This is a genomic window from Pseudomonas sp. BF-R-19 (genome assembly GCF_019956445.1).
GTDB classification, from domain to species: Bacteria; Pseudomonadota; Gammaproteobacteria; order Pseudomonadales; family Pseudomonadaceae; genus Aquipseudomonas; species Aquipseudomonas fluorescens_BH.
This window is the reverse complement of the sequence record NZ_JAHBDN010000125.1, coordinates 110,503-134,688: the sequence shown is the minus strand read 5'-3', so window position 1 is coordinate 134,688 and position 24,186 is coordinate 110,503. Positions and strand designations below refer to the sequence as shown.

Genomic DNA, 24,186 nt, shown 5'->3' with positions numbered 1-24,186 from the left:
TTGGTGAATCGTGTAGGCAATATCCTTACGTTAGCTCGCCTGCGGCGAATCCCGCCAGTGACATTGATCACCACCGTTCAAATGTGGGAGCGGCGGTGCGGCGATCCGACTTGCTCGCGAAGGCGGTGTGACTGTCAGCATTGATGGTGACTGACACGGCCTCTTCGCGAGCAAGCCCGCTCCCACAGGGGATTGGGTTTGTTCAGGTAGATTGTTGCAGGGGTAAAAACCGCATAAGAGCGGCGACTACCGCTTCGGGCGCGTCTTCCTGAACCAGGTGACCGGCGTTGGGTATCGGATAAAACTGCGATCCGGGAATCATCTGCTGCAAGGTCCGCCCGCGTTCGATGGGAATCCACTGGTCGTCTTCACCCCAGAGAGTCTGCACCGGGCAGCGAATCGTCGGGTACAGGCCCTCGGCCTCGCAGGTATAGCGCTCGTCCATCTGTGCGATCTGCCGGTAGAACGCCGCTTGCCCCGGCTCCCCCAGCCACGGCTTCACGTACGGCGCGAGTTCGTGGTCCGGGATTTCCCGCTTGATCGCCCCGCGAATATAGGTCGGCACGATGGCGCGCTGGATGTAATCGGGCAGTCCGCTGAACGCCGCTTCATGCTGGCGCACATGCTGCACGAACGGCGAACCCCACGGCGTCAACGCCACCGGGTCGATCAGTGTCAGGCTGCGGTAATCCTTGCCATTGAGCAGGTGCGCGCGCAGCGCCGTGGCGCCGCCGAAGTCGTGGGCCACCACGTCGGGGCGATCCAGGCGCCAATGCTCCAGCAACTGCGCCAACAATTGGTTTTGCACACCGAGCGAGACATCGTCGTCGGGTTGTGCCGACTGCCCGTAGCCCAGCAGATCGAAGTAGTAGACGCGGTGAGTCGCCGTGAAATACGGCGCGATCCGGTGCCACACGAAAGAAGAAAAGGGCGTGCCATGCACGAACACCAGCGGCGGGCCGTCGCCGCGCACGGCGTATCGCACCTGATGTCCGTTGAAGTCGAAGACCTGATCCAGCGGCCAGTCAGTCATGGGCTTGTCCTCTTGGCGGGGGAAGAGGCAAAAAGCATAGGCATAAAAAAACAGCCGATGAAGGCTGTTTTTCATGTCACTGACGAAACGCATATCCCCTGTGGGAGCAGTGTTGTCTGAAGATTACTCGCCGCGATAGATGCAACCGCTAGTGCAGGTTTCGTGGATACGAATTGCGCTCAGCTCCGGCAGCAGGGGTTTCATTTCCTGCCAGATAAACTTGGCCAACACTTCGCTGGTCGGGTTTTCCAGGCCGGGAATGTCGTTCAGGTAGTTGTGGTCCAGGCGCTCGTACAGCGGCTTGAAGATCGCCTTGATTTCCGAGAAGTCGCGGATCCAGCCGGTGTGCGGGTCGAGGTCGCCGCTCAGGTGGATTGCCACTTTGAACGAGTGACCGTGCAGGCGCCCGCACTTGTGGCCATCCGGTACGTGGGGCAGGCGGTGGGCGGATTCGAAAGTAAATTCCTTGAAGATTTCCACAGTGATTTCAGCTCTGTTCAGGTGGCGTTCGCCGCAGCGATTCGGGCAGGCGGCGAGTTTACCAGTTTGTCCTGACTAAAGGGTCAGCAAGCGCTCGCCGAGGCGACCGTTGGCGGCCAGTTCGAGGAATTCGTCGCCCAGGCGGCGGCTTTCGTCCATGGTCGTGCGCCAGTATTTCTGCCGGCTCGGGGCATCGCCCATGAAGCGCTTGAAGTCGTTACGGTCCGGCAGTTTGCCGTAGGGCAGGCGCGCCAGGTATTCCTTTGACGGTGCCAGCAACAGCACATTCTGCAAGCGAGCCGGGCAGGCGCGGCGCCACGGCAGGGTCTTGTCGAACCAGCCGGGGATCACCCGGTCGGTGAAGTGCGGGTAAAGCACGATGTCGTTGCCGCTGTAGGGAAGGTCCAGGTGATAGTCCAAAAGGCCGCCGTCGCGGAAGGTGCCGGCGCCGGCGCCCGGCAGGTCACGCACGCCTTCCATCACCATCGGGATCGAGCCCGATGCCAGCAGGGCCTGGCGCAAATTGCCGGCATTGAGGGCGACGAAGCGCGACGGGAAGTCAGTCAAGGCATCGACCGGCGGCGCCAGGCGCGGGTCGTGGATGATCAGGCGTTCGAAGTGCCGTGCCAGCCGCGCCCGGCCGCGCAGGTTGTCGGCGATGACCGATGACAGGCCCAGCCCGAGGCGGCCGCGATGATCGTCGGCCAGCAGGCCGTGGCTTTTGACCACCATGATGTTCAGGCGGTAATCGTTGTTACTGAGGATCGAGGCATCGCGACCGTCGAGCAGGTCATCGAGCATGCGCTGTGAGCTCTGGCTGATCTGCGCCATGGTCACGCCCTTGGCAAAGTGTTGCTCGGTGTACAGCTGCCCGAGACGCCGGATGCCCTCGGCGGCGTCCGGCAGGCAAGCGCTGGCGAAGCGCCAGGAACCTACTGATGCGCCAATCAGCGAGCGCTCCCGCGGTGCCGCCGGCAGCCACTCGCCGAACAGCGCCAGGTCCAGACCCTGAATCCCCAGCGCCTTCGGACCGCCGGCAGCGCCAGGCAGGGTGCCGACATCGGCGGCATTCAAGCCGTTGTCACGGATGCGCGCAAAGGCTCGTGGACCGGCCTTGAGGGTCAGGGAAGGGAACTTGATGTGGATGGCGGTCATTGCGCTCTCGATGTATGGCAAGCGGGGATTATGTGGGAGCGGGCTTGCTCGCGAAAGCGGCCTGACATTCAACAGAGATAGTGACTGGTAGGGCCTCTTCGCGAGCAAGTCGGATCGCCGCACCGCCGCTCCCACAGGGGGCTGGGGTGTCAGCAATGATGGCAATTCAGCTTCAATTAAGTTCAGCGGGTTAAGGTGGCTCGCCTGGACCCCGATGCAACGCTGAGATAGCGCGACGCTGGTACCATTGTGGCTTTCGAGAAGCTCACACCACTCGCACCGACCAGGTATCCCGGTGATCGGCAGCAGGGCATCGACCGGGATCTGGAATTAGACGCTGTCAGCGGGCAGGATCTCAAGGATCATCAGGATTGGTAATGAAGGTGTTTTTACTCAATCGATGCACCGGCAGCCGGATGGTGCTGTTGCTTCTGGCATTTTGCTCGGCAGTGATGGCCCGCGACCTGGATCAGGATGAAGCCCTGCGCCTGCGTCAACAGGGTGTGATCCTGCCGCTGGAGCAACTGCTGCTGCAGGCGATGGATCGCTACCCCGGTGCGAAACTGCTGGAAGCCGAGCTCGAAGAAAAACACGACGTCTACATTTATGAAGTCGAGTTGTTGACCCCTGAAGGCGTGGTCCGAGAATTGGGCATCGACGCCACCACCGGCCGTTTACTCAAAGACAAGGAAGACTGATCCATGCGTTTGCTGCTGGTGGAAGACCATGTGCCCCTGGCCGACGAACTGCTGGCCGGCCTCAACCGCCAGGGTTATGCGGTGGACTGGCTGGCCGATGGTCGCGATGCGGTGTATCAGGGCAGTACTGAACCTTACGACCTGATCATCCTCGACCTCGGTTTGCCGGGCGTGCCGGGGCTTGAGGTGCTGGCGCAATGGCGCGCGGCGGGTCTGGCGACGCCGGTGCTGATCCTTACGGCCCGGGATTCCTGGGCCGAACGCATCGAAGGCCTCAAGGCCGGCGCCGACGATTATCTGACCAAGCCATTCCATCCCGAAGAGCTGTTTTTGCGCATCCAGGCGTTGCTGCGCCGCTCCCATGGCCAGGTCAACCAGCCAACGCTCAAGGCCGCCGGGCTGCATCTGGACGAAGGTCGCCAGTGCGTTGTGCGCGACGGTGCGGACATTCAGCTGACCGCTGCGGAGTTTCGCCTGTTGCGTTATTTCATGCTGCACCCCGAGCAGATCCTCTCCAAAAGCCACCTCGCCGAACACCTCTACGACGGTGAAACCGAGCGCGATTCCAATGTGCTGGAAGTCCACGTCAACCACTTGCGCCGCAAACTGGGCAAAAGTGTGATTGAAACCCGTCGCGGCCAGGGCTACCTGTTCGGCGGGCAAGCCCGGTGAGATCGATCCAGCGCCGCTTGAGCCTGGGCCTGATCAGCGTGATGGTGGTCGTTGGCCTGGTGCTGGCGCAAACCAGCCTGTGGCTGTTTGAAATGGGGTTGCAGCGCTACCTCGAAGCCGGGTTGCGCAATGACAGCGAGAACCTGCTGGCGGCACTGGTGCGCGGGCCGCAAGGCTTGCAACTGGATGAGCGACGCCTGTCACCGGCTTATCAGCGGCCGTTCTCCGGACATTATTTCCGCATCGATTTCACCGACGGCCACTGGCGTTCCCGCTCCTTATGGGATCAGGAACTGCCGGCGCTTGATCACCCCGGCCTGCACGGCAACCTGCAACTGGGGCCGGAAGGGCAACAGTTGCTGGTGTTGCGCACGGACTATCGACGTTCGGGCGTGCCGATTTCCATCAGTGTCGCCGAGGATTACACGCCGATACGCGAAAGCTTCCGGCGCATGCAACAACTCGGGTTTGGCCTCGGTTTGACAGCGCTGCTGCTGATTCTGCTGCTGCAACGGATTACAGTGCGCCGGGCCTTGCGTCCGCTTGAGCAGGCTCGCGAGCAGATCGCGCAGTTGCAACAGGGCCAGCGCTCGCAACTTGACGATCAGGTGCCAGTGGAACTGGAGCCACTGGTGGCGCAGATCAATCACTTGCTGGCCCACACCGAGGACAGCCTCAAGCGCTCACGCAATGCCCTGGGCAACCTCGGCCACGCCTTGAAAACCCCGCTGGCGGTGCTGTTGAGCCTGGCTTCAAGCGAGCAACTCGACGCGCATCCGCAACTGCGCAAGACCCTCAAGGAACAACTGCAACAGGTCGAGCAACGGCTCAATCGCGAACTCAATCGTGCGCGGTTGTCCGGCGATGCGTTGCCGGGCGCACTGTTTGATTGCGATGGCGAACTCCCCGGGTTGCTGGCAACCCTGAACATGATCCATGGCGACCACCTGGCGCTAAGCTATCGCGCACCGGCCGGCCTGCAGTTGCCCTGGGATCGTGAAGACCTGCTGGAGCTGTTGGGCAACCTGCTGGATAACGCCTGTAAATGGGCGGATGCCGAGGTTCGCCTGAGTGTGGCCGAGACTGCAGAGGGCTTTGAACTCAGCGTGGAAGATGACGGCCCAGGCATTCCCGAAGAGCGTCGCGATCAGGTGTTTGGCCGAGGTACGCGGCTGGATGAGCAAACCCATGGGCATGGTTTGGGGCTGGGTATCGTGCGTGACATCGTCGATAGCTGGGGCGGCAAACTGTCGTTGCTGGAAAGCGAGTGGGGCGGGTTGAAGGTCGTCATCGAGTTGCCCAGACACACCTGAAGTCACACCCGGAACCCTGTGGGAGCGGGCTTGCCCGCGATGAGGCCATCACATTCAAAATCATCATTGACTGTGCCACCGCTATCGCGGGCAAGCCCGCTCCCACAGAGATTGAGTTACTCCTGAGAGAGAGGGCGCTTACCAGGTTTATGTGTGATGAATCTCCCGATCCTTGGTTTCCGGCAGGAAGAACGTGCCGAGAATGGCCGTCATCACTGCGATGACAATCGGATACCACAGCCCGTAGTAGATATCCCCCGTGGCCGCCACCATGGCGAACGCCACCGTCGGCAGGAAGCCACCGAACCAGCCATTGCCGATGTGATAGGGAAGCGACATCGAGGTGTAGCGGATGCGTGCCGGGAATAGTTCGACCAGCCAGGCCGCAATCGGCCCGTAGACCATGGTCACATAGATCACCAGGATGGTCAGGAGCAACAGCACCATCGGGTAGTTGGTCTTGGCCGGGTCGGCCTTCTCGGGGTAGCCGGCGTCCTTGAGGGCGGTGACGAGGGTGGCGGTAAAGGCGTCGTTTTTGGCCTTGAAGTCGGCAGCCGGCATGCCGGTGCCCTCGAAGCTCTCGATCACTTTCTCGCCAATGCGCACCTGCGCAACGGCGCCCGGCTCGGCGCTCACGTTCTTGTAGGGGATGGCCTTTTTGGCCAGCACGGTCTTGGCCAGGTCACAGGAACTGGTGAATTTGGCCTTGCCCACCGGGTCGAACTGGAACGAGCACTGGCCGGGATTGGCGACTACCGTGACCGGATTCTTCTCCTGCGCAATGAACACGTCGGGGTTACCGTATTGGGTCAACGCATGGAAGATCGGGAAGTAAGTCAGTGCCGCGATGATGCAGCCGGCCATGATGATGCCCTTGCGCCCGATGCGGTCGGACAGGCTGCCGAAAATGACGAAGAACGGCGTACCGATCAGCAGTGAGCCGGCAATCAGCAGGTTGGCGGTCTGCGGGTCGATCTTCAATGTCTGCAATAGGAAGAACAGCGCATAGAACTGCCCGGTGTACCAGACCACCGCCTGGCCGGCGGTGCCGCCGAGCAGGGCCATGATCACGATCTTCAGGTTCTCCCAGCGTGCGAAGGATTCAGTCAGCGGCGCCTTGGAAGACTTGCCTTCGGCCTTCATTTTCACGAACACCGGCGACTCGTTGAGCTGCAAGCGGATGTACACCGAGATAATCAGCAGCAGGATCGACAGCAGGAATGGAATCCGCCAGCCCCAGGCTTCGAAGGCTTCAGTGCCCAGGGCGGTGCGGCAGGCGAGGATCACCAGCAGTGAAAGAAACAGGCCGAGGGTTGCTGTGGTCTGGATCCACGAGGTGAAAAAGCCGCGTTTGCCCTTGGGTGCATGTTCGGCCACGTAGGTCGCTGCGCCGCCGTACTCACCGCCCAGCGCCAGGCCCTGCAGCAGGCGCAGGCTGATCAGAATGATCGGCGCGGCGACGCCGATGCTCGCATAGCCGGGCAGCAAACCCACCACGGCCGTGGAAATACCCATGATCACGATGGTGATGAGGAACGTGTGTTTGCGCCCGATCATGTCGCCCAGCCGACCGAACACGATGGCGCCGAAGGGCCGTACGGCGAAGCCTGCGGCGAAGGCGAGCAGGGCGAAGATGAAGGAGGTCGTCTCGTTGACGCCGGCGAAGAAGTGTTTGGCGATGATCGCCGCGAGGGAGCCGTACAGGTAGAAGTCATACCATTCGAACACGGTGCCCAGGGACGAGGCGAAAATGACCTTGCGCTCCTCCCGGGTGAGGCCGCGGTTGGGCGTGCTGCCCGTGGTTGCATTGTCGATTGCTGCCATGAGTATTCTCCGTCTTGCTCTTGTTGTAGGCCGGAGTTCCCACCAACACTTACCGTACCCAGGCCCTGGGGCTGATGTCATCGGATTACGGGGCTTGCATTCAGGTTGACGCCAGAAAACGCTGCAAGGTTCCGTGAAGCATAATCAAGGTCCGGCAGATATCCACTCGCCATCATTTGATTGAGCAGCGCACAGAAACAAATGTGGGAGCGGGCTTGCTCGCGAATGCGGTGGGTCAGTCAGCAAAGATTGCGCCTGACACACCGCATTCGCGAGCAAGCCCGCTCCCACATGGGGATTTTGCAAGGCTTAAACGCGGAACTGATCCATCAAACTCTGCTGCTGGTTCGCCAGGCTGTTGATCTCCTCGGCCACCGCGCTTTGCTCTTCGGCAGCACTGGAGATCGCAATCCACTGCACACTCAGAGTCCCCACGAGCTTTGACACCGCGCCGACTCTGCGGCAAAGTGCGCGCCCTCTAATAAAACCCATTCCTTTTATCCGCTGGCGGCTTTCGCAGACTGCCGGACGGACTCTTTCCGTTTGTCACGAGGTAACGAAATGAATGCAGTCATTGCCGCGGTCGGCATCATGCTGATCCTCAGCCTGTCCCGCGTGCATGTGGTGATCGCCCTGATCGTCGGTGCGCTGGTAGGTGGTTTGACCGGTGGCCTGGGGATCGAGGCGACCCTCAAGGCTTTCAACAGCGGCCTCGGCGGCGGGGCGACGGTGGCGTTGTCCTACGCCTTGCTCGGTGCTTTCGCCGTGGCCATTGCCAAGTCCGGCATGGCCCATGCGCTGGCCGACAAGGCCCTGGCGATGGTCGATCGCCAGCACGCCAATGGCGGTGGCCAGGTCAAATGGCTGCTGATTGGCCTGCTCTGGGTCGTGGCCATCGCCTCGCAGAACATCCTGCCGATCCATATCGCATTCATTCCGTTGCTGGTGCCGCCGCTGCTCTACGTGTTGACCAAGCTGCAACTGGACCGTCGCCTGATCACCTGTGTCATGACCTTCGGTTTGATCACGCCCTACATGTTCCTGCCGGTGGGCTTCGGCAACATTTTCCTCAATGAGATCCTGCTGGCCAACGTCGCCCGCAGCGGTGTGGACATCAGCGGCATCAATGTGACCCACGCCATGGGCATTCCGGCCCTGGGCATGGTGGCGGGCCTGCTGATTGCGTTTGTCAGCTACCGCAAGAAGCGTGTCTACGACTTGGCAAAGATCGAACAGGTCGAGCAAGTGGCGGTGCAATACAACCCGCTGAGCCTGATGGTGGCCGGCGTGGCCATTGCAGCGGCGTTCATCATTCAGTTGTTGCTCGATTCGATGATCATCGGTGCGCTGGCCGGTTTCCTGATTTTCTCGGTGTCGGGCATCGTCAAATGGCGCGACACCGACGACCTGTTCACCGAAGGCATGAAAATGATGGCGATGATCGGCTTCATCATGATCGCCGCCTCCGGGTTTGCCGAAGTGATGAAGGCCACCGGTGAGGTGCAGACGCTGGTCGAGTCGTCGGCGTCGTACATCGACCACAGCAAAGGCATTGGCGCCTTGCTGATGTTGCTGGTGGGGTTGCTGGTGACCATGGGCATCGGCTCGTCGTTTTCCACCGTGCCGATCCTGGCGGCGATCTTCGTGCCGCTGTGCGTGCAACTGGGCTTCAGCCCGTTGGCGATCGTGTGCATCGTCGGCACGGCCGGTGCCCTGGGCGACGCCGGTTCGCCGGCTTCGGACTCGACCCTGGGCCCGACCTCCGGCCTGAACATCGACGGCCAGCACCATCACATCTGGGACACCGTGGTCCCGACCTTCCTGCACTACAACCTGCCGTTGCTGGCGTTCGGCTGGGTGGCCGCAATGGTCCTGTAATCCCCGGACCCCCTGTGGGAGCGGGCTTGCTCGCGAAGAGGGCGTGTCAGTCACTATAAATGTTGTCTGACACACCGCTTTCGCGAGCAAGCCCGCTCCCACAAGGGATCTACAGTGGTCTGACTGACCGCGTTCAACTTTTGACCCGGCGTGCCGTTAAAGCTTTTAACCACGCCAACAAAATCAAAAGAGTGAACGTCATGCGCATGAGCCTCAAGGCCAAAGTCCTGTCCCTTGCCGTCCTCCCGGTGTTGCTGTTTGCGCTGGTCATCAGCCTGACCACGCTGTTCATTCTTCAGGATCAGGCGCGCAAGGAAGTCGAGCAGACCCGCGAGCGCCTGCTCGGCGATGCCAAGGCGACCCTGCAAAGCTACGTGGCCGTGGCCATGACCACGATCAAACCGCTCTACGACGCGGCCGCCCCTGGCGATGAGGCGGCGCGGGCCCAGGTGATCAAGCTGCTGTCGAGCATCACCTATGGCAAGGACGGCTACTTCTTCGGCTACGACTCCAACACCGTGCGCCTGTTCAAGGCCAGCAGCCCCGAGGGCGTGGGCCAGAGCTTCAAGGACAACCGCGACCCGAACGGTGTTTACGTCAACCGCGACCTGGTGAAAGTCGCCAGGGACGGTACGCACTACCTGCAATACAGCTCGACATTGCCCGGCAATACCCAGGTGCTGGTGCCCAAGCTCGGCTACACCGAATACCTGCCGAAGTGGGACATGGCGGTCGGCACCTCGGTCAACCTCGATGGCATCGAAGCACAAGTGGCCGTGGTCGAAGCCAAGGTCCAGGAACGCATGCAAGGCATGGTGCTGAGCATCGTCGGCGTGGCGGTCGTGGTGCTGTTGGTGATCGCTGCCGCCGGGATGTTGCTGGCCAACACCATTCTGCGTCCGCTGCATTTGATGAAAGCCAACCTCGACGACATCGCGGCGGGCGAGGGCGACTTGACCCGTCGCCTGACCATCACCAGCCAGGACGAACTCGGTGAACTGGCCGGCTCGTTCAACCGTTTCGTCGACAAGATCCACGGTTTGGTACGGCAGATCACCGAAATGACCTCGCAACTGACCGGGCTGGTGAATCAGGTGTCCGACCAGGCCAATCGCTCGGACCAGGCCATGGAGCGTCAGCGCCATGAGACCGATCAGGTGGCCACGGCGATCAACCAAATGTCGGCGGCGGCCCAGGAAGTGGCCAAGAGCGCGCAGAGCGCCGCGGTCGCCGCCCAGCAGACCGACGAAGAAGGGCAGGCGGCCAAGCGCGTGGTGGCCGGCAGCATCGAGAAGATCCATGCCCTGGTGGACGACATCCGCAGCAGCGGCGTGTCCCTCGACAGCCTGCAAAAAGACGTGTCGTCGATTGTCAGCGTGCTCGGGGTGATCCGCTCGATTGCCGAGCAGACCAACCTGCTGGCGCTCAACGCGGCCATCGAAGCCGCCCGCGCCGGCGAGGCCGGGCGCGGCTTTGCGGTGGTGGCCGATGAAGTGCGGGCGCTGGCCAGCCGCACGCAAATCAGCACCCAGGAAATCCAGGGCATGATCGACCGCTTGCAGGCCGGCACCCGGTCGGCGGTGGAGGCGATGCGTCGCTCCAGCGAGGCCGGCGATGGCACCTCGGCCCAGGCCAACGAGGCGGGGGCTTCGCTGGACGCCATGGCGCAGCTGATCGCGACCATCAATTCGATGAACGCACAGATCGCCAGCGCCGCCGAAGAACAGACCGCCGTGGCCGAAGAAATCAACCGCAGCGTGCATCAGATTGCCGTGGCGGTGGACAGCGTCGCCGACGAAACCCAACTCGGCGCGCAAACGTCCCGCAGCCTGGCCGACCTCGGTCAGCGCCTGGGCAGTCTGGTGGGTCAATTCCGTATCTGATTAAAACATTTGTGGCGAGCGAGCTTGCTCGCGCTGGGCTGCGCAGCGGCCCAAAAAACTTGTGAACGCTGCGCACTCAAGCGCGAGCAAGCTCCCTCGCCACAAAAGATCGCAGCCTGCGGCAGCTCCTACACTTACGGTGTGCATCTGAGCACTGGCGACCACACAAGAGGAGTCAGACCCATGATTGACCGCGAAAGTATCTGCGATTGCCCGAAATGTTCCTGCAAACTCGGTGAACATCCGATTGCCCGTCACGGCAAGCACTATTGCTGCGAAGCCTGTGCCAAGCATCACGAGCACGGCGAGGAGTGCGCTTCCCAAAGCTGCAAGTGTGCCCACTGAAAACCACGGCACACGTCAAAGTGGAGCCTAGTCCGGCTCCACTTCCAGCCTGAGACTGTCATCCTCCAGACGTTCGCTGTGGCGCACGGTACCTTGCAAGCGCCGCCCTTCGACCCGTAGCACCAGGGTCCTGGCTTGCTCCAGATCTTCCGGCAGTGGCGCCGGGACGCGAATGGCGAAGCAGAATGGGTCATTTTCGACCTGTTCCAGCCCGATCCGGCACTCGGTGCTTTTGGTGATGCGGCCGGTCGGCGTGTCCAGACCGTAGTCCAGCTGCGCAGGGCTGTAGACGGGTGTTGCGCTCATGTCCCTTCCCCCGAACCTGATGGTCAACGGATATTAGTTCGCCGGCCGCCACTTGACGTTTTCCACGCCGAATTTTTCAGCCATCGGCTTGCTGGTCTTTTGCACCTTCTCGCGTCCGAATCGGGGGATTCGCCCCACCCCGGCATCACAGCTCGCCCAATGCCAGGCTTCTGCGTTATCCATTTTTTCCAGGCGGATAATGAATGACTTGGGATCGCCATGGAGGGTGTACTCGATGACGAATAATTTTGCACTGTTCATAAAACCCCGGTTCCTCCCTGTTGTACATAAAAGGATCGCCTGCCATCAGGAAAATTCACTCTGATTGTCGGAAAGCGGCGGTTGCTGGCGACAAGTTCGGCGCCCCGTTACCATGGAAACTTCCCGTACCCCCAATGAACATTGACCATGGCCCTCGCCGCACCCCCAGACCTGAGTGACACCGATGTGCCAGTGCAACCGTTGGCTCGCACCTATCCGCGCGGGTTGTACATCGAGCCCCATGAGCATGTGTGGGGGCAATTACTGTATGCAATGAGCGGGGTGATGTGGGTCGAGACGCCGCACGAGGCACTGGTGGTGCCGCCGCAGCGGGCGGTGTGGTTGCCGCCGGGGGTGCCCCACGGAATACGCGTGGTCTCGGACCTGCAAATGCGCAATATCTACCTGCGACCTACTTTGGCGGCGACCCTGGATGACAGCGTTCAGGTGATCGAGGTCGGCGGCTTGCTACGCGAGCTGATCGTCGGTCTGGTGGAGCAGGGCAACGACGGGTCGCCCGAGTATTACGACGCACTGGTGGGCCTGGCGCTACTGGAACTCAAACGGGCCAGGCGTTCGCTGCTGAAAATCCCGCTGCCGGACGATTCCGACCGACGGCTGATGAACCTGTGTCAGGCGGTCATGTCGGCGCCGTCGCTGGATATCCCGTTCGAACAGCATGCAGAAACCGCCGGTGCCAGCGTGCGAACCCTGGCGCGGTTGTTCAAGGACGTTTTGGGCATGGGCTTCGCCGAGTGGCGGCGTCAGGTGCAACTGGCGACGGCGGTGGCCGAGTTGATCCAGGGCGTACCGGTCAGCGCGATTGCCCGGGAGCTGGGCTATTCGCCGAGCAGCTTCAGCGACATGTTTCGCCGTGAGCTGGGCGTTGCCCCTTCGCAGTTTCCTGCGGCGCAACGCCAGGACTGAATTCGCCGAGGCCAGGCTTTGGCCGAAATTCAGAAGCACTTGGCCGATGCTCGCAGGCGTCGCCCTCTAGACTCGGTGCATGCCTCAATTGCCCCCGGAGTCTGCCATGAACTACCTCGTGTCACTGGCCATCGGTCTGGGCGTCGGTCTGCTCTACGGCGCCCTGGATTTTCGTTCCCCCGCACCCCCGGCCATCGCGCTGGTGGGCCTGCTCGGCATGCTCGCCGGCGAAAAGCTCTGGCCGATGGGGCGGGGGCTGGTGGCTGGCTGGATCTCCTGAACCTTTTCGACTCGATGGATATGACCATGAAAGCTCTGCAATTCGATAAAACCGGTGAACTCTCGGCTCTGCGCTACGTCGAGGTGCCTACGCCTGTGCCCGGCACCGATGAAGTGCTGGTCGAGATCAAGGCTGCCGGCCTCAACCCCAGCGATGTGAAGAACGTGCTGGGACGTTTCCCCTACACCACCTTGCCGCGGATTCCCGGTCGTGATTTTGCCGGTGTTGTCGTGGCCGGCCCACAGGCGCTGATCGGTCAGGAAGTCTGGGGCACGGGCAAGGAACTGGGCTTTTTTGCCGACGGTTCCCACGCGCAATTCGTCAAGCTGCCGGCCAACGGCGTGGCGCTCAAACCCACGCATTTGAGCTTCGCCCAGGCTGCCAGTCTCGGTGTGCCGTACACCACGGCGTGGGACGCACTCGAACGCAGCCTGGTGACGGCCGAAACCCGATTGCTGGTCATCGGTGGCGGAGCGGTCGGCAGTGCCGCGCTGGCCTTGGCCAGGGTGCGCGGTGCCCAGGTGCTGGCGGCCGCGCGGCGTCCGGAGCAGGTCAAGGACTTGCAGGATCAGGGTTATCAGACCCTGCAACTGGATAAACCCGAAGACCTCGGGGCTCAGGTCAACGCAGTTTATGCCGGCGGTGCCGACGTGATTTTCGACACCACCGGTTTCTGGCTGTCGGCCTCGGTACCCGCCCTGGCCGCGTTCGGCCGCATTGCGATCATTGCAGCGCCCGTGGACGGTCGCGTGCAGTTGCCGGCCCTGGCGTTGTATCGCAAGGGTGGCTCGGTGGTGGGAATCAACTCGCTGCTGTACGGGGTGCAGGCGTGTGCGGCGATGCTCGAGCAGTTCGGCCGGTTCTTCGATCAGGACCTGTTGCCGTTGCCGCAGGGACTGTTCGAATCACCATTGGCTGAAGGACTGGAGCGCTATGCCGAAGTGAATCAAGGCAGCGGTGACAAGGTGATTCTGCTGCCTTAACCCACCCCCACAAAGTCCGTGGCCGTGCAACGCCTTGTGCGTGCCTCGCTCTGCTAGAATCGGCCCCATTGACCCAATGAGGTACCCCCAATGAGCGAGCCGATTCGCCTGACCCAATACAGCCACGGCGCCGGTTGCGGTTGCAAGATTTCCCCCCAGGTGCTGGAAGTGATCCTGGCCGGCAGCGGGGCGCAGAACCTCGACCCGAAGCTTTGGGTCGGCAATGCCTCGCGCGATGACGCGGCGGTGTATGCCATCGATGAGGAACGCGGCGTGGTCTCGACCACGGATTTTTTCATGCCGATCGTCGACGATCCCTTCGATTTCGGCCGAATTGCCGCCACCAACGCCATCAGCGACATCTACGCCATGGGCGGCGATCCCTTGATGGCGATTGCGATTCTGGGCTGGCCGGTGAACGTGCTGGCGCCGGAAGTTGCCCGGGAAGTGATACGCGGCGGGCGTTCGGTGTGTGACGCGGCGGGCATCCCGCTGGCAGGCGGGCACTCCATCGACGCGCCGGAACCGATCTTTGGCCTGGCCGTCACCGGCCTGGTGGAAAAGCGCCACATGAAGCGCAACGACACCGCTACCGCCGGTTGCCTGCTCTATCTCACCAAACCCCTGGGTATCGGCATCCTTACGACCGCCGAGAAAAAGGGCAAGTTGCGTCATGCCGACATCGGCCTGGCCCGGGACTGGATGTGCACCCTGAACAAACCCGGCAGCCGTTTCGGCAAGCTCGCCGGCGTCACCGCGATGACCGATGTCACCGGTTTCGGCCTGCTCGGGCACCTGGTGGAAATGGCCGACGGCAGCCAGCTCACGGCGCGCATTGAATATGACCGCGTACCGCGCCTGCCGGGGGTCGAGTACTACCTGGAACAGGGCTGCGTGCCGGGCGGGACGCTGCGCAATTTCGACAGCTACGCCAGCAAGCTCGGACGCCTTCAGGAACTGCACAAACGCGTGCTCTGCGACCCGCAGACCAGCGGCGGCCTGCTGATTGCCGTGACACCGGAAGGTAACGAGCAATTCCTCTCGGTGGCCGCCGAACTGGGCCTGAACCTGGAACCGATCGGTGAACTGGTCGAGCGACAGAGCAACGCAGTCGAGGTGTCTTGATGTTCGTCGACTGCACTGATTACCGCGACATCTTCCTCAACGACCGGCCAATGATGGATGCCCGCGCGCCTGTCGAGTTCAACAAGGGCGCGTTTCCCGGTGTGATCAACCTGCCGTTGATGAATGACCATGAACGCCAGCGGGTCGGCACCTGCTACAAGCAGCACGGCCAGCAAGCGGCCATCGTGCTGGGGCATCAACTGGTGTCGGGCGCGGTCAAGGCCGAACGCATCCAGGCCTGGGCCGATTTTGCCCGGGCGCATCCGGATGGCCTGCTGTATTGCTTTCGCGGCGGCTTGCGCTCGCAGATAGTCCAGCAATGGCTCAAGGACGAGGCCGGCATCGACTATCCACGGGTGGGCGGCGGCTACAAAGCCATGCGCACCTTTCTGCTGGACACCCTCGATCAAGCCGTGACCCAGTGCGATTTCGTCCTGTTGGGCGGGATGACCGGCACCGGCAAAACCGAGGTGCTTACGCAACTGGGCAACAGTGTGGACCTTGAAGGTCATGCCAACCACCGCGGTTCCAGTTTCGGCAAGCGCGCCACGGGCCAACCCTCGAATATCGACTTCGAGAACCGCTTGGCCATCGACGTGCTGAAAAAACGCGCCCGGGGCATCGAGCAGTTCGTATTGGAAGACGAAAGCCGTGCGGTGGGCAGTTGTGCGCTGCCGTTGCCGCTGTACCAGGGCATGCAGCAGTTCCCGATGGTGTGGCTGGAAGACAGCCTGGAAGGTCGGGTCGAGCGGATCCTGCGCGATTACGTGGTGGATCTGTGCGCCGAATTCATCGACGTGCATGGCGATGACGGCTTTGCGTTGTTTTCCGAGCGCTTGCTGGCGAGCCTGAACAATGTGCAGAAGCGCCTGGGTGGCGAGCGTCATCGGCGCATGCTGGTCTTGATGGAGGATGCGTTGGCCGAGCAAGCCCGCAGTGGCGCGGTGGATCTGCACCGGGGCTGGATCGAAGGACTGCTGAGTGAGTATTACGATCCGATGTACGCGTTTCAGCGGGAAAAGAAAGACGCACGGATCGAGTTTGCCGGGGAGCGGGGGGCGGTTCTCGAGTATCTGCGCGAGCGAGTGAATCAGAAGGGTTGAGGGGGCTTTTGCCGGCCCCTTCGCGAGCAAGTCCGCTCCCACATTTAATCAGCGCTGGTCACAAAATTTGTGTTCGCTGGAGATCGAATGTGGGAGCGGGCTTGCTCGCGAAGGGGCCCGATCAAGTAACGCAAAACCTCAGGTCGGGCAGGTTTCGGCGCCATTATCCAGACCTTGCTTGTACACATGGCTCTGCAAGCTGGCCTTGCCGTTGTGCCAGGTCAGGGTCAGCACATACAGCGAATCGTAGTCGCTGGACTCCCAGTCATCCGTGATGGTCATTTTCTTGCCGGTGGCGTCGCCGGCGACCTTGTTGATCAGCTCCGGCAGGTAGCCGTGGGACCAGGCGGTGTAGATGACCGCGTTGTGATACTTGTCGTGGAGCAGTTCATCGGCCAGGTCACTGGTGTCATTGGCGGAAAAATTGATGTTCACCGGCAGACCCAGCTTGATGGCGCTGGGGCTGATGGTCATCAGGGGGCGGATGTAACTGTAGGAGTTGTCGAACTCGCCTTCCTCGACGTTACGGGTCGGGTTCGCCGCGAACACATAGTTGGCCTTGCCGAACTTTTCCGGCAGCAGCGTGGCCAGGTCGATGGCGCGGTTCAGTCCCTGGCAATTGAGCTGGCCCAGACCACCGTCGGGTTTTTCCCCGTGGCGCAGGAAAACCAGGGTCTGGGTGCCATCCATCGGTTGGGCGCGACTCAGGCCGGATTCCAGCGACAGGAACAACGCGCTGACCACCAAGAGGGCGGGCAATAAAAGGTAAGCGCGATGTTTGAAGCGTTTGGCAAAATTGAACAGATTCATGAGTAAAGGTGTCTTCAGCGCAATTCGGTTAAGGCTGACAAACCTTTACACCACGATTGTCCTGCGTCGGGTGTTTTCCATGTCATTGAAGCCGGTCCGTTTTCAAAGGGGTGGTGCTCAGAGTCCCCTGAACCCGTTTGGTTCGATTCCGGCCGAGTGCGCGGCAATTTACCGGTAACCTTCATGGGTTTGCAGCGAAGGTTATCGACAGGATGTTGCACAATTGTGGACACCCTACACCGGATGGCGTTGAAACAGTCGTGATCTCTTTTGATCTCGCCTATCAGCCAGATTAATGGCGTCAAGGGCTCGCTGACCCGATATCTACATTATGATCGTCGCTCTCAATGTCTTCGTGGATCCCGCCCATGACCGATCTGTCCGCATTCCCCATCACCCGCAAATGGCCTGCCCAGTACCCGGAGTGGATTCAGCTGTACTCCTTGCCGACCCCCAATGGCGTCAAGGTCTCGATCATGCTCGAAGAGATCGGCCTGCCGTATGAACCTCACCGGGTAGGCTTCGACACCAACGACCAGATGTCCCCGGAATTTCTTTCCCTCAATCCCAACAACAAGATCCCGGCGATCCTCGACCCCCACGGTCCGGACGACCAGCCGCTCGCGCTGTTCGAATCCGGAGCGATTCTGATCTACCTGGCCGACAAGAGCGGGCAACTGCTGGCCCAGGAATCGGCTGCGCGCTATGAAACGATCCAGTGGCTGATGTTCCAGATGGGCGGCATTGGCCCGATGTTCGGCCAGCTTGGGTTTTTCAACAAATTCGCCGGCAAGGACTACGAAGACAAGCGCCCCCGTGACCGCTACGTCGAGGAAAGCAGGCGCCTGCTTCAAGTGCTCGACGGCAGGCTGCAAGGGCGCGACTGGATCATGGGCGAGCGCTACACCATCGCCGACATCGCTACCTTCCCGTGGGTGCGCAACCTGATCGGTTTCTACGAGGCTGGCGATCTGGTAGGCATCCAGAACTTCCCTAACGTCACGCGGGTGCTGGAGCGTTTCCTGGCGCGGCCGGCGGTGGTGCGCGGGTTGCAGATTCCAAGTCCCGTTTCAGGTTGAACCCCATCCCCTGTGGGAGCGGGCTTGCTCGCGAAGGCGTAGTGTCAGGCGACATCTACAGTGACTGACACACCGCTTTCGCGAGCAAGCCCGCTCCCACAGTGGATCTGTGTTGGATGCAGGAATTGTTGCCCAGCCTGCAAGAGTTTGTTGATCACCCAGGGTTTGTGTCCCGCGCCGCGCAGGGCATAAGCTTCGCCTCCCTGCGACTTTCGCCTAGTCCTCTGAAATTCAGGAATACCCATGTCCAGTCAGTTCCCCGAAGCACGCCCACGCCGTCTGCGCCGCAATGCGAGCCTGCGCAGCCTGTTCCAGGAGACCGAATTCAGCCTGAACGACCTGGTGCTGCCGATTTTCATCGAAGAAGAAATCGACGACTTCGTGCCGATCAAAAGCATGCCGGGCGTGATGCGCATTCCCGAGTCGAAACTGGCCGGCGAGATCGAGCGCTACGCCCGTGCCGGGATCAAGTCGGTGATGACCTTCGGCGTGTCTCATCACCTGGACAGCAGCGGCAGCGACACCTGGCGCGATGACGGCCTGGTCTCGCGCATGTCGCGCATCGCCAAGGACGCGGTGCCGGAAATGATCGTGATGTCCGACACCTGTTTTTGCGAGTACACCGACCACGGCCATTGCGGCGTGCTGCACAACCATGAAGTCGACAACGACCAGACCCTGATCAACCTCGGCAGGCAAGCCGTCGCGGCGGCCCGTGCCGGTGCCGACGTGATCGCCCCTTCGGCGGCGATGGACGGGCAGGTCCAGGCGATTCGCCGGGCGCTCGACGACGCCGGGTTTAGCCAGACGGCGATCATGGCCTATTCGACCAAATTCGCCTCGGCGCTCTATGGCCCGTTCCGCGAGGCGGGCGGCAGTGCGCTCAAGGGCGACCGTAAAAGCTACCAGATGAATCCGATGAACCGCCGCGAAGCGGTGCGCGAGTCGTTGCTCGACGAACAGGAAGGCGCCGATGCGCTGATGGTCAAGCCGGCCGGTGCGTACCTGGACATCATCCGCGACATCCGCGAAGCCTCGCGCCTGCCGCTGTCGGCCTATCAGGTGAGCGGTGAGTACGCGATGATCAAGTTTGCCGCCCAGGCCGGGGCCATCGATGAAGACCGTGTTGTGCGCGAGAGCCTGGGGGCGATCAAGCGGGCCGGGGCGGACTTGATCTTTACGTACTTTGCGATGGATCTGGCGCTGGCCGGGATCTGAAAGCCACCGCATAACCCTTGTGGGAGCGGGCTTGCTCGCGAATGCTGAGTGTCAGTGACAGATGTATTGACTGACACTCTGCATTCGCGAGCAAGCCCGCTCCCACATTTTGATCTGTGTTGAATCAGGTCGCGCCAAAAAACGGCCGGATCCCGTGATCACGGAAATACCGTTCGATCACTTTCGGGTCCGAGCACGTTTCGGCAATCGCCACATAGGTATCGGGCCGCAACAGATAAAAGCCGTTGCGCCCCAGGCCCGCCGCTTCGAACGCCGGTCGCCAGTCGAACACATGCAGTGGCAGGTGGTGCTCGTGGCACCAGGCGATCATCTCGTCGCTGCTGTCGCCATAGACATGCACCTGCCAGGTCAGGCACTTGAGCGACTCGAAATTATCCCCCTCACCGTCATGGGCCCAGGGCAGGCGATCGCCACCATGCACGTGCCCGGCAACGCCCGTGCTCAGCGGCATTCCACGATAATTCAGGGTGATCTGCGACACCGTGCGAAACAGGAACTGGCGGGAGGTTTCGAACGAGGTCATTTTCGGTAACAAGAACGGGGCCAGGCGCGTACGCAGCAAATCGGCAATCGGTCCGTCGGCGGTGACGAAAGTGAAGACCCGGTCGGTGGTGGCCACCAGTTTGCGCGCAAACGCAATGCGCTCGGTTTCATAGGTGTCGAGCAGTCTGGCCTCGGCACCGCCACTCAGCACGGCCGCCAGTTTCCAGGCCAGGTTGATGGCATCGCCAATCCCGGTGTTCATGCCCTGGCCGCCCGCCGGGCTGTGCACATGGGCGGCATCACCGAGCAAAAACGCCCGGTCCTTGCGGAAGTGATCCGCCACCCGATGATGCACGCGGTAGGTCGAGAACCAGTTCAGTTGCTCGATCTGCACCTTCATATGTTCGATAGCCCGACTGCTGACGTCCTCGAAGCGCAGGGTCTCGGCATGTTCGGCGCGCTCGTCGCGCACCGTGCCGATCAAGCGCGCGCGACCACTGGCGGCCAACGGGAATACGGCGAGGAAGTCCGCCTCGTCGAGATCCACATGCAGTTCGCCATTGAATGTCGGGCCGCTGGCCTGCACGTCGGCGACGTAGAAAATCTGCTGGTAGGTCCCGCCGGGAAATCCGGTATCCAGGATCTTGCGCACAATCGACCGGGCACCGTCGCATCCGGCCAGGTAACAGGCCTGGCAGATTTCCTGCTGACCGTCGGGCAGGTGCAGCGTGGCCGTGATGCCGTCTGCGGTTTGCTCGAAACTTGTCAGTTCAGTGTTGCGTTCCACCGTGATGCCGAAGGTTTCCAGGCGATCGATCAGCAACCGTTCGTGTTCGTCCTGCGGGAAGATCTCGAGAAACGAGTAGGGCGTCAGGCCCTCACCGATCTGGGACAGGGGCAGGTGCGCCACGGGCTCACCCTTGACCCAGAAGTTGCCGGCCTTTACTTGATGGCCGTGTTGCACCACGGCGGCGTCCAGCCCGAGCTGGCGATACAACTCCAGCGTCCGTGCCTGGACGGCCAGTGCCCGGGACGTGGTGCCAGGGGCGGAGGTTTTGTCGACGATCCGCACGCGCACACCCAGTTTGCTCAGCCACAACGCCAGGACCAGCCCGGTCGGGCCGGCGCCGATGATCAACACGTCGCTGCGGTGCATGAGCCTGTCCTCCTCCTCGCTGTGTGAATCAAGTATGGTCCAGTCGGGGAGGGCGGCAACCGTCGGACTGCCACGGACGTAGCCGCTGACCTGCCATTGGTCGTATGGTTGGCCCGGACAAACGGATTAGATGGAACGACATGCAAATCAGATTGATCACAAGCGTCGGCGTGTTGCTGGTATTGGCCGGTTGCGGCAGCCAGCGGACCCAGGAACCGGTGGCGCGCAGCCCGGCCGAAGTGAAGGCCGAGATTGTGCGTTTGCTGCCGGCCAAGGCTGCCGATCCCCAGGGTTGGGCCAGGGATATCCAGGTGGCGTTTACCGCGCAAGACATCTCGCCGACCACGCAAAACCTGTGCTCGGTGCTGGCGGTGACTGAACAGGAGTCGACCTTTCAGGTCAATCCTGGCGTACCGGGCCTGGGCAAGATCGCCCGCGACGAGATCGACCGTCGCGCCGCCAAGGCACACATTCCCGGCCTGCTGGTGAGCAGTGCGTTAAAGCTCGATTCGCCCAACGGCAAAAGCTACAGCAACCGCCTGAATGCCGTGCGCAGTGAAAAGGAACTGAGCGCCATTTTCGACGACTTCATCGACATGGTACCGATGGGAAAAAAACTGTTCGGCGGCTTCAATCCGGTGCATACCGGCGGGCCGATGCAGGTCGGCATCGATTTTGCCGAACAGCAGGCCAAGGGTTATCCGTACCCGGTGAAAGGCTCGATTCGCCATGAAGTGTTCACCCGGCGCGGCGGCATGTATTTCGGCATCGCGCATCTGCTCGGGTATCCGGTGAGTTACCCACAGCCGTTGTACCGCTTTGCGGACTTCAACGCGGGTTGGTACGCCAGCCGTAACGCTGCGTTCCAGAACGCAGTGAGTCGGGCTTCCGGTATCCCGTTGGCGCTGGATGGCGACATGGTGCGCTACGGTTCGATCATGCCCGGCACCACGGAACTGGCCGTGCGTACCCTCGGCAAGCAACTGGACATGCGCAATCCGACGATCCGCGAGCAACTGGAAGAGGGGAAAACCCTGGCGTTCGAAGACAGCAAACTCTATCGACGGGTTTTCGAACTGGCCGAACGGGCCGAGGGCCGGCCGTTGCCCCGTGAAGTGTTGCCGGGGATCGTGCTGCAAAGCCCGAAAATCACCCGCAAGCTCACCACCGCGTGGTTCGCCAAACGGGTCGATGAACGTTACCAGCGCTGCATGGCGCGGGCAGTAAATTAATCGCGGCGAAAAAACGCATAAAAAACCCGGCGGGTGAGGCCGGGTTTTCCTTGAGTCCTGCGGTAAAGCACTGCATTCAGACAGCGCGGCTTTCGATCAGACGGTCCGAGCCACCTTCAGCGACGCGGTTTTGCAGAAGTGTGTCGGAACCGCCTTCAGCGACGCGGTTCTGCATCAACTTGTCGGAGCCATCGGCAGCGACGCGGTTTTCGATCAGACGATCCGAGCCGCCTTCAGCGACCACAGGTTGAGCAGACGTAGCGGCGAAAGCGTTAACTGCGAAAACCGAGAAAGCGATGCTGAGGAGGGTCTGGCGTTTCATGATGGTGTGCTCCGGGGTGCTTATGGGTGGGTATGGAGCAGATGTTACGCCGGAGATTTTTTAAGAGAACTTCATTGACGTGATGGTGAACATCGACGGCAGTGATAGGACCGACGCCAGACCCCTCGTGAGCGTGATGGTGCGATCGTCGGATGGCCGCGGTGTGGTGGGCGGCGGCTTCTACACTGGATAGCTGGCGCGTTCCTCTGCCGGGACGATTGATGAGGCACTGCAGAGATCGCGGTGTGCAAGGAGACGTTTATGTACCAGCTCTACGGTTATCAGAACTCTGGGGCGGCGGCCATCGAAGCCGCCCTTGAACTCTGTGATATTCCTTATCGCTTCATCGATGTCGAGGCATCCACGGAGGCGGCCCAGGCGCTGGAGAAACTCAATCCGCTCAAACAGATTCCGACCTTGCAGCTACCCGATGGCGGCGTCCTGACCGAGAGCGCTGCGATCCTGATTCACCTCGGGCTGACCTTTCCCGCATCGGGGTTGTTGCCGCCAGACCCGGCCGAGCGGGCCCAGGCCATTCGCGGCATGGCGTACATCGTCAGCAATTGCTATGCGGCCATTGGCATCATCGATTACCCCGAGCGCTGGCTGGCCGAGGCGGATGAGTCGTCCAGGCAGAACCTCATGGAGGGCGCCCGCCGGCGTCTGCACTGGAGTTGGGAGGTATTTGCCGATCAGTTCTCGGGCGAGTTGTACCTGGGCAGCGAGAAGCCAGGGGCCCTGGATGTGCTGGCGGCGGTGATCTCGCGATGGGCGGGCAGCCGGGAACATTTGCGCAATGCCCGGCCGGGTTTTTTCGCCTGGCTGGAACGCATCGACCGCCACCCGGCACTGGCACCGGTGTTCGCCCGGCATTGGCCGGCCTGAACACCCAAAAACCAATGTGGGAGCGGGCTTGCTCCCACAGGGGGGCCTCGGCGTGTCGACTTATTCCCCGCGAATGTACTGTTCCAGCTGCTTGATCAGTTCCGCCTGTTCGGCAATCGCTTCCTTGACCAGGTCGCCGATCGACAGCAGGCCGATCAATTTGCCGCCTTCGACCACCGGCAAGTGACGCAGGCGTCTATCGGACATGATGCCCAGGCAGGTCTCCACGGTTTGATGGGTGTCAACGGTAATCACCGGCGATACCATGATGTCGCGCACCGGCGTGCCCACCGAAGAGCGGCCGTGCAGCACCAGTTTGCGTGCATAGTCCCGTTCGCTGATGATGCCCAGCACTTCATCATTCTCCACCACCAGCAAGGCGCCGACGTTTTTCTCGGCCATCTTCATCAGTGCTTCGAGCACCATGTGGTCGGGTTTGATCTGGTGCACTTCCTGGTTTTTCTGATCTTTGAGCTTGAGCAGTTGGGCGACGGTTTTCATGGTGGTTACTCGGGTGTTGTCGTTGTTCTTGAAGAATCGTAGACGCGAGCGTTCAGGGCAAGGGCGAATGCGGCAGATAACACGCAAAAAACGTCATTTGGCGGTTTTTCTTCCGTAAGTCTCCTTTTCAGGCCAGTAAATCACCTTGTGGGAGCGGGCTTGCTCGCGAAGCGGACTGTCAGCCAACAAAGATGTTGAATGTTATGGCCCCTT

25 protein-coding genes and 3 pseudogenes are annotated in these 24,186 nt (G+C 61.4%); 17 read left to right on the top strand and 11 right to left on the bottom strand.

Annotated elements, in window-relative coordinates; translation table 11 throughout:
- Positions 1 to 202: 202 nt before the first annotated feature.
- The 3 genes from KGB28_RS31330 to KGB28_RS31320 form a co-directional block, all read right to left on the bottom strand.
- Complete coding sequence (locus tag KGB28_RS31330; protein WP_223449315.1) at positions 203 to 1,033, bottom strand: alpha/beta fold hydrolase; 831 nt, start codon at positions 1,031 to 1,033, stop codon at positions 203 to 205.
- Positions 1,034 to 1,156: 123 nt separating this feature from the next.
- On the bottom strand, positions 1,157 to 1,513 hold the full coding sequence (gene queD, locus KGB28_RS31325) for a 6-carboxytetrahydropterin synthase QueD (protein WP_008049817.1): 357 nt from the start codon (positions 1,511 to 1,513) through the stop codon (positions 1,157 to 1,159).
- Between the two features lie 75 nt (positions 1,514 to 1,588).
- A complete protein-coding gene (locus KGB28_RS31320) occupies positions 1,589 to 2,668 on the bottom strand; it encodes a patatin-like phospholipase family protein (protein ID WP_223449313.1) in 1,080 nt (359 codons plus the stop codon).
- A 204-nt stretch (positions 2,669 to 2,872) separates the two neighbouring features.
- Here KGB28_RS31320 and KGB28_RS31315 point away from each other — a divergent pair.
- The 4 genes and pseudogenes from KGB28_RS31315 to KGB28_RS31300 form a co-directional block, all read left to right on the top strand.
- Positions 2,873 to 3,046 (top strand): annotated as a pseudogene (locus KGB28_RS31315) (peptidase); the annotation flags it as partial.
- Positions 3,046 to 3,366: a PepSY domain-containing protein gene (locus tag KGB28_RS31310; protein WP_223449311.1), complete on the top strand. Its 321-nt coding sequence runs from the start codon at positions 3,046 to 3,048 to the stop codon at positions 3,364 to 3,366. The pseudogene KGB28_RS31315 and the gene KGB28_RS31310, both read left to right, overlap by 1 nt.
- A 3-nt stretch (positions 3,367 to 3,369) precedes the next feature.
- Entirely contained in the window at positions 3,370 to 4,038 is a 669-nt protein-coding gene (locus KGB28_RS31305) for a response regulator transcription factor (protein ID WP_150725790.1), read from the top strand.
- On the top strand, positions 4,035 to 5,351 hold the full coding sequence (locus KGB28_RS31300) for a sensor histidine kinase (RefSeq protein WP_150759591.1): 1,317 nt from the start codon (positions 4,035 to 4,037) through the stop codon (positions 5,349 to 5,351). The genes KGB28_RS31305 and KGB28_RS31300 overlap by 4 nt, the downstream gene beginning before the upstream one ends.
- Positions 5,352 to 5,498: 147 nt before the next feature.
- Here the strand turns inward: KGB28_RS31300 and KGB28_RS31295 are convergent, their stop codons facing one another.
- Positions 5,499 to 7,175 (bottom strand): MFS transporter, encoded by a 1,677-nt coding sequence (locus KGB28_RS31295; RefSeq protein WP_223449309.1) that lies wholly within the window; start codon positions 7,173 to 7,175, stop codon positions 5,499 to 5,501.
- 309 nt (positions 7,176 to 7,484) lie between these two features.
- Entirely contained in the window at positions 7,485 to 7,610 is a 126-nt protein-coding gene (locus KGB28_RS31580; RefSeq protein ID WP_263297002.1) for a hypothetical protein, read from the bottom strand.
- 126 nt (positions 7,611 to 7,736) lie between these two features.
- Between KGB28_RS31580 and KGB28_RS31290 the strand changes: the two genes are divergently transcribed.
- The 4 genes and pseudogenes from KGB28_RS31290 to KGB28_RS31280 all read left to right on the top strand — a co-directional run bounded on the left by KGB28_RS31290 (position 7,737) and on the right by KGB28_RS31280 (position 11,281).
- Positions 7,737 to 9,053 (top strand): Na+/H+ antiporter family protein, encoded by a 1,317-nt coding sequence (locus KGB28_RS31290; RefSeq protein WP_223449307.1) that lies wholly within the window; start codon positions 7,737 to 7,739, stop codon positions 9,051 to 9,053.
- 59 nt (positions 9,054 to 9,112) lie between these two features.
- Positions 9,113 to 10,078, top strand: a pseudogene (locus KGB28_RS31950) (cache domain-containing protein); the annotation flags it as partial.
- Positions 10,079 to 10,114: 36 nt separating this feature from the next.
- Complete coding sequence (locus KGB28_RS31945) at positions 10,115 to 10,936, top strand: methyl-accepting chemotaxis protein (RefSeq protein WP_411740616.1); 822 nt, start codon at positions 10,115 to 10,117, stop codon at positions 10,934 to 10,936.
- Positions 10,937 to 11,119: 183 nt separating this feature from the next.
- Positions 11,120 to 11,281 carry a metallothionein gene (locus tag KGB28_RS31280; RefSeq protein ID WP_223449304.1) on the top strand — a complete coding sequence of 54 codons (162 nt, stop codon included), beginning with the start codon at positions 11,120 to 11,122 and terminating at the stop codon, positions 11,279 to 11,281.
- 27 nt (positions 11,282 to 11,308) lie between these two features.
- Here KGB28_RS31280 and KGB28_RS31275 read toward each other — a convergent pair whose 3' ends face one another.
- Both KGB28_RS31275 and KGB28_RS31270 read right to left on the bottom strand, forming a co-directional pair.
- On the bottom strand, positions 11,309 to 11,587 hold the full coding sequence (locus KGB28_RS31275) for a hypothetical protein (protein WP_223449302.1): 279 nt from the start codon (positions 11,585 to 11,587) through the stop codon (positions 11,309 to 11,311).
- 33 nt (positions 11,588 to 11,620) lie between these two features.
- The gene (locus tag KGB28_RS31270) at positions 11,621 to 11,848 is read right to left on the bottom strand and encodes a DUF6555 family protein (RefSeq protein WP_223449300.1); all 228 of its coding nucleotides are present in this window, start codon (positions 11,846 to 11,848) and stop codon (positions 11,621 to 11,623) included.
- 147 nt (positions 11,849 to 11,995) lie between these two features.
- On the opposite strand from KGB28_RS31270, the gene KGB28_RS31265 reads away from it, so the two are divergent.
- The 5 genes from KGB28_RS31265 to mnmH all read left to right on the top strand — a co-directional run bounded on the left by KGB28_RS31265 (position 11,996) and on the right by mnmH (position 16,266).
- Positions 11,996 to 12,775: an AraC family transcriptional regulator gene (locus tag KGB28_RS31265; protein ID WP_223449298.1), complete on the top strand. Its 780-nt coding sequence runs from the start codon at positions 11,996 to 11,998 to the stop codon at positions 12,773 to 12,775.
- Between the two features lie 106 nt (positions 12,776 to 12,881).
- A complete protein-coding gene (locus KGB28_RS31260; RefSeq protein WP_079246732.1) occupies positions 12,882 to 13,055 on the top strand; it encodes a DUF1427 family protein in 174 nt (57 codons plus the stop codon).
- 26 nt (positions 13,056 to 13,081) lie between these two features.
- Positions 13,082 to 14,038 carry a zinc-binding alcohol dehydrogenase family protein gene (locus KGB28_RS31255; protein WP_223449297.1) on the top strand — a complete coding sequence of 319 codons (957 nt, stop codon included), beginning with the start codon at positions 13,082 to 13,084 and terminating at the stop codon, positions 14,036 to 14,038.
- 90 nt (positions 14,039 to 14,128) lie between these two features.
- The gene (selD, locus tag KGB28_RS31250; protein WP_223449296.1) at positions 14,129 to 15,163 is read left to right on the top strand and encodes a selenide, water dikinase SelD; all 1,035 of its coding nucleotides are present in this window, start codon (positions 14,129 to 14,131) and stop codon (positions 15,161 to 15,163) included.
- The gene (gene mnmH, locus KGB28_RS31245) at positions 15,163 to 16,266 is read left to right on the top strand and encodes a tRNA 2-selenouridine(34) synthase MnmH (RefSeq protein ID WP_223449295.1); all 1,104 of its coding nucleotides are present in this window, start codon (positions 15,163 to 15,165) and stop codon (positions 16,264 to 16,266) included. The genes selD and mnmH overlap by 1 nt, the downstream gene beginning before the upstream one ends.
- Before the next feature lie 138 nt (positions 16,267 to 16,404).
- On the opposite strand, the gene KGB28_RS31240 is transcribed toward mnmH, so the two are convergent.
- Complete coding sequence (locus KGB28_RS31240; RefSeq protein ID WP_223449294.1) at positions 16,405 to 17,076, bottom strand: histidine phosphatase family protein; 672 nt, start codon at positions 17,074 to 17,076, stop codon at positions 16,405 to 16,407.
- A 368-nt stretch (positions 17,077 to 17,444) separates the two neighbouring features.
- On the opposite strand from KGB28_RS31240, the gene KGB28_RS31235 reads away from it, so the two are divergent.
- The gene (locus KGB28_RS31235) at positions 17,445 to 18,155 is read left to right on the top strand and encodes a glutathione S-transferase family protein (RefSeq protein ID WP_223449293.1); all 711 of its coding nucleotides are present in this window, start codon (positions 17,445 to 17,447) and stop codon (positions 18,153 to 18,155) included.
- Positions 18,156 to 18,398: 243 nt separating this feature from the next.
- Positions 18,399 to 19,373: a porphobilinogen synthase gene (hemB, locus tag KGB28_RS31230; RefSeq protein WP_223449292.1), complete on the top strand. Its 975-nt coding sequence runs from the start codon at positions 18,399 to 18,401 to the stop codon at positions 19,371 to 19,373.
- A gap of 124 nt (positions 19,374 to 19,497) precedes the next feature.
- Here hemB and KGB28_RS31225 read toward each other — a convergent pair whose 3' ends face one another.
- Positions 19,498 to 21,033 carry an FAD-dependent oxidoreductase gene (locus tag KGB28_RS31225; protein ID WP_223449291.1) on the bottom strand — a complete coding sequence of 512 codons (1,536 nt, stop codon included), beginning with the start codon at positions 21,031 to 21,033 and terminating at the stop codon, positions 19,498 to 19,500.
- A 140-nt stretch (positions 21,034 to 21,173) separates the two neighbouring features.
- Between KGB28_RS31225 and KGB28_RS31220 the strand changes: the two genes are divergently transcribed.
- Positions 21,174 to 22,265: a DUF1615 domain-containing protein gene (locus KGB28_RS31220; RefSeq protein WP_223449290.1), complete on the top strand. Its 1,092-nt coding sequence runs from the start codon at positions 21,174 to 21,176 to the stop codon at positions 22,263 to 22,265.
- Between the two features lie 85 nt (positions 22,266 to 22,350).
- Here the strand turns inward: KGB28_RS31220 and KGB28_RS31215 are convergent.
- Positions 22,351 to 22,587, bottom strand: a pseudogene (locus KGB28_RS31215) (phage infection protein); the annotation flags it as partial.
- A gap of 261 nt (positions 22,588 to 22,848) precedes the next feature.
- Between KGB28_RS31215 and KGB28_RS31210 the strand changes: the two are divergent.
- Complete coding sequence (locus tag KGB28_RS31210) at positions 22,849 to 23,472, top strand: glutathione S-transferase family protein (protein WP_223449288.1); 624 nt, start codon at positions 22,849 to 22,851, stop codon at positions 23,470 to 23,472.
- Between the two features lie 60 nt (positions 23,473 to 23,532).
- Here the strand turns inward: KGB28_RS31210 and KGB28_RS31205 are convergent, their stop codons facing one another.
- Positions 23,533 to 23,973 (bottom strand): CBS domain-containing protein, encoded by a 441-nt coding sequence (locus KGB28_RS31205; protein ID WP_007987990.1) that lies wholly within the window; start codon positions 23,971 to 23,973, stop codon positions 23,533 to 23,535.
- Positions 23,974 to 24,186 lie beyond the last annotated feature (213 nt).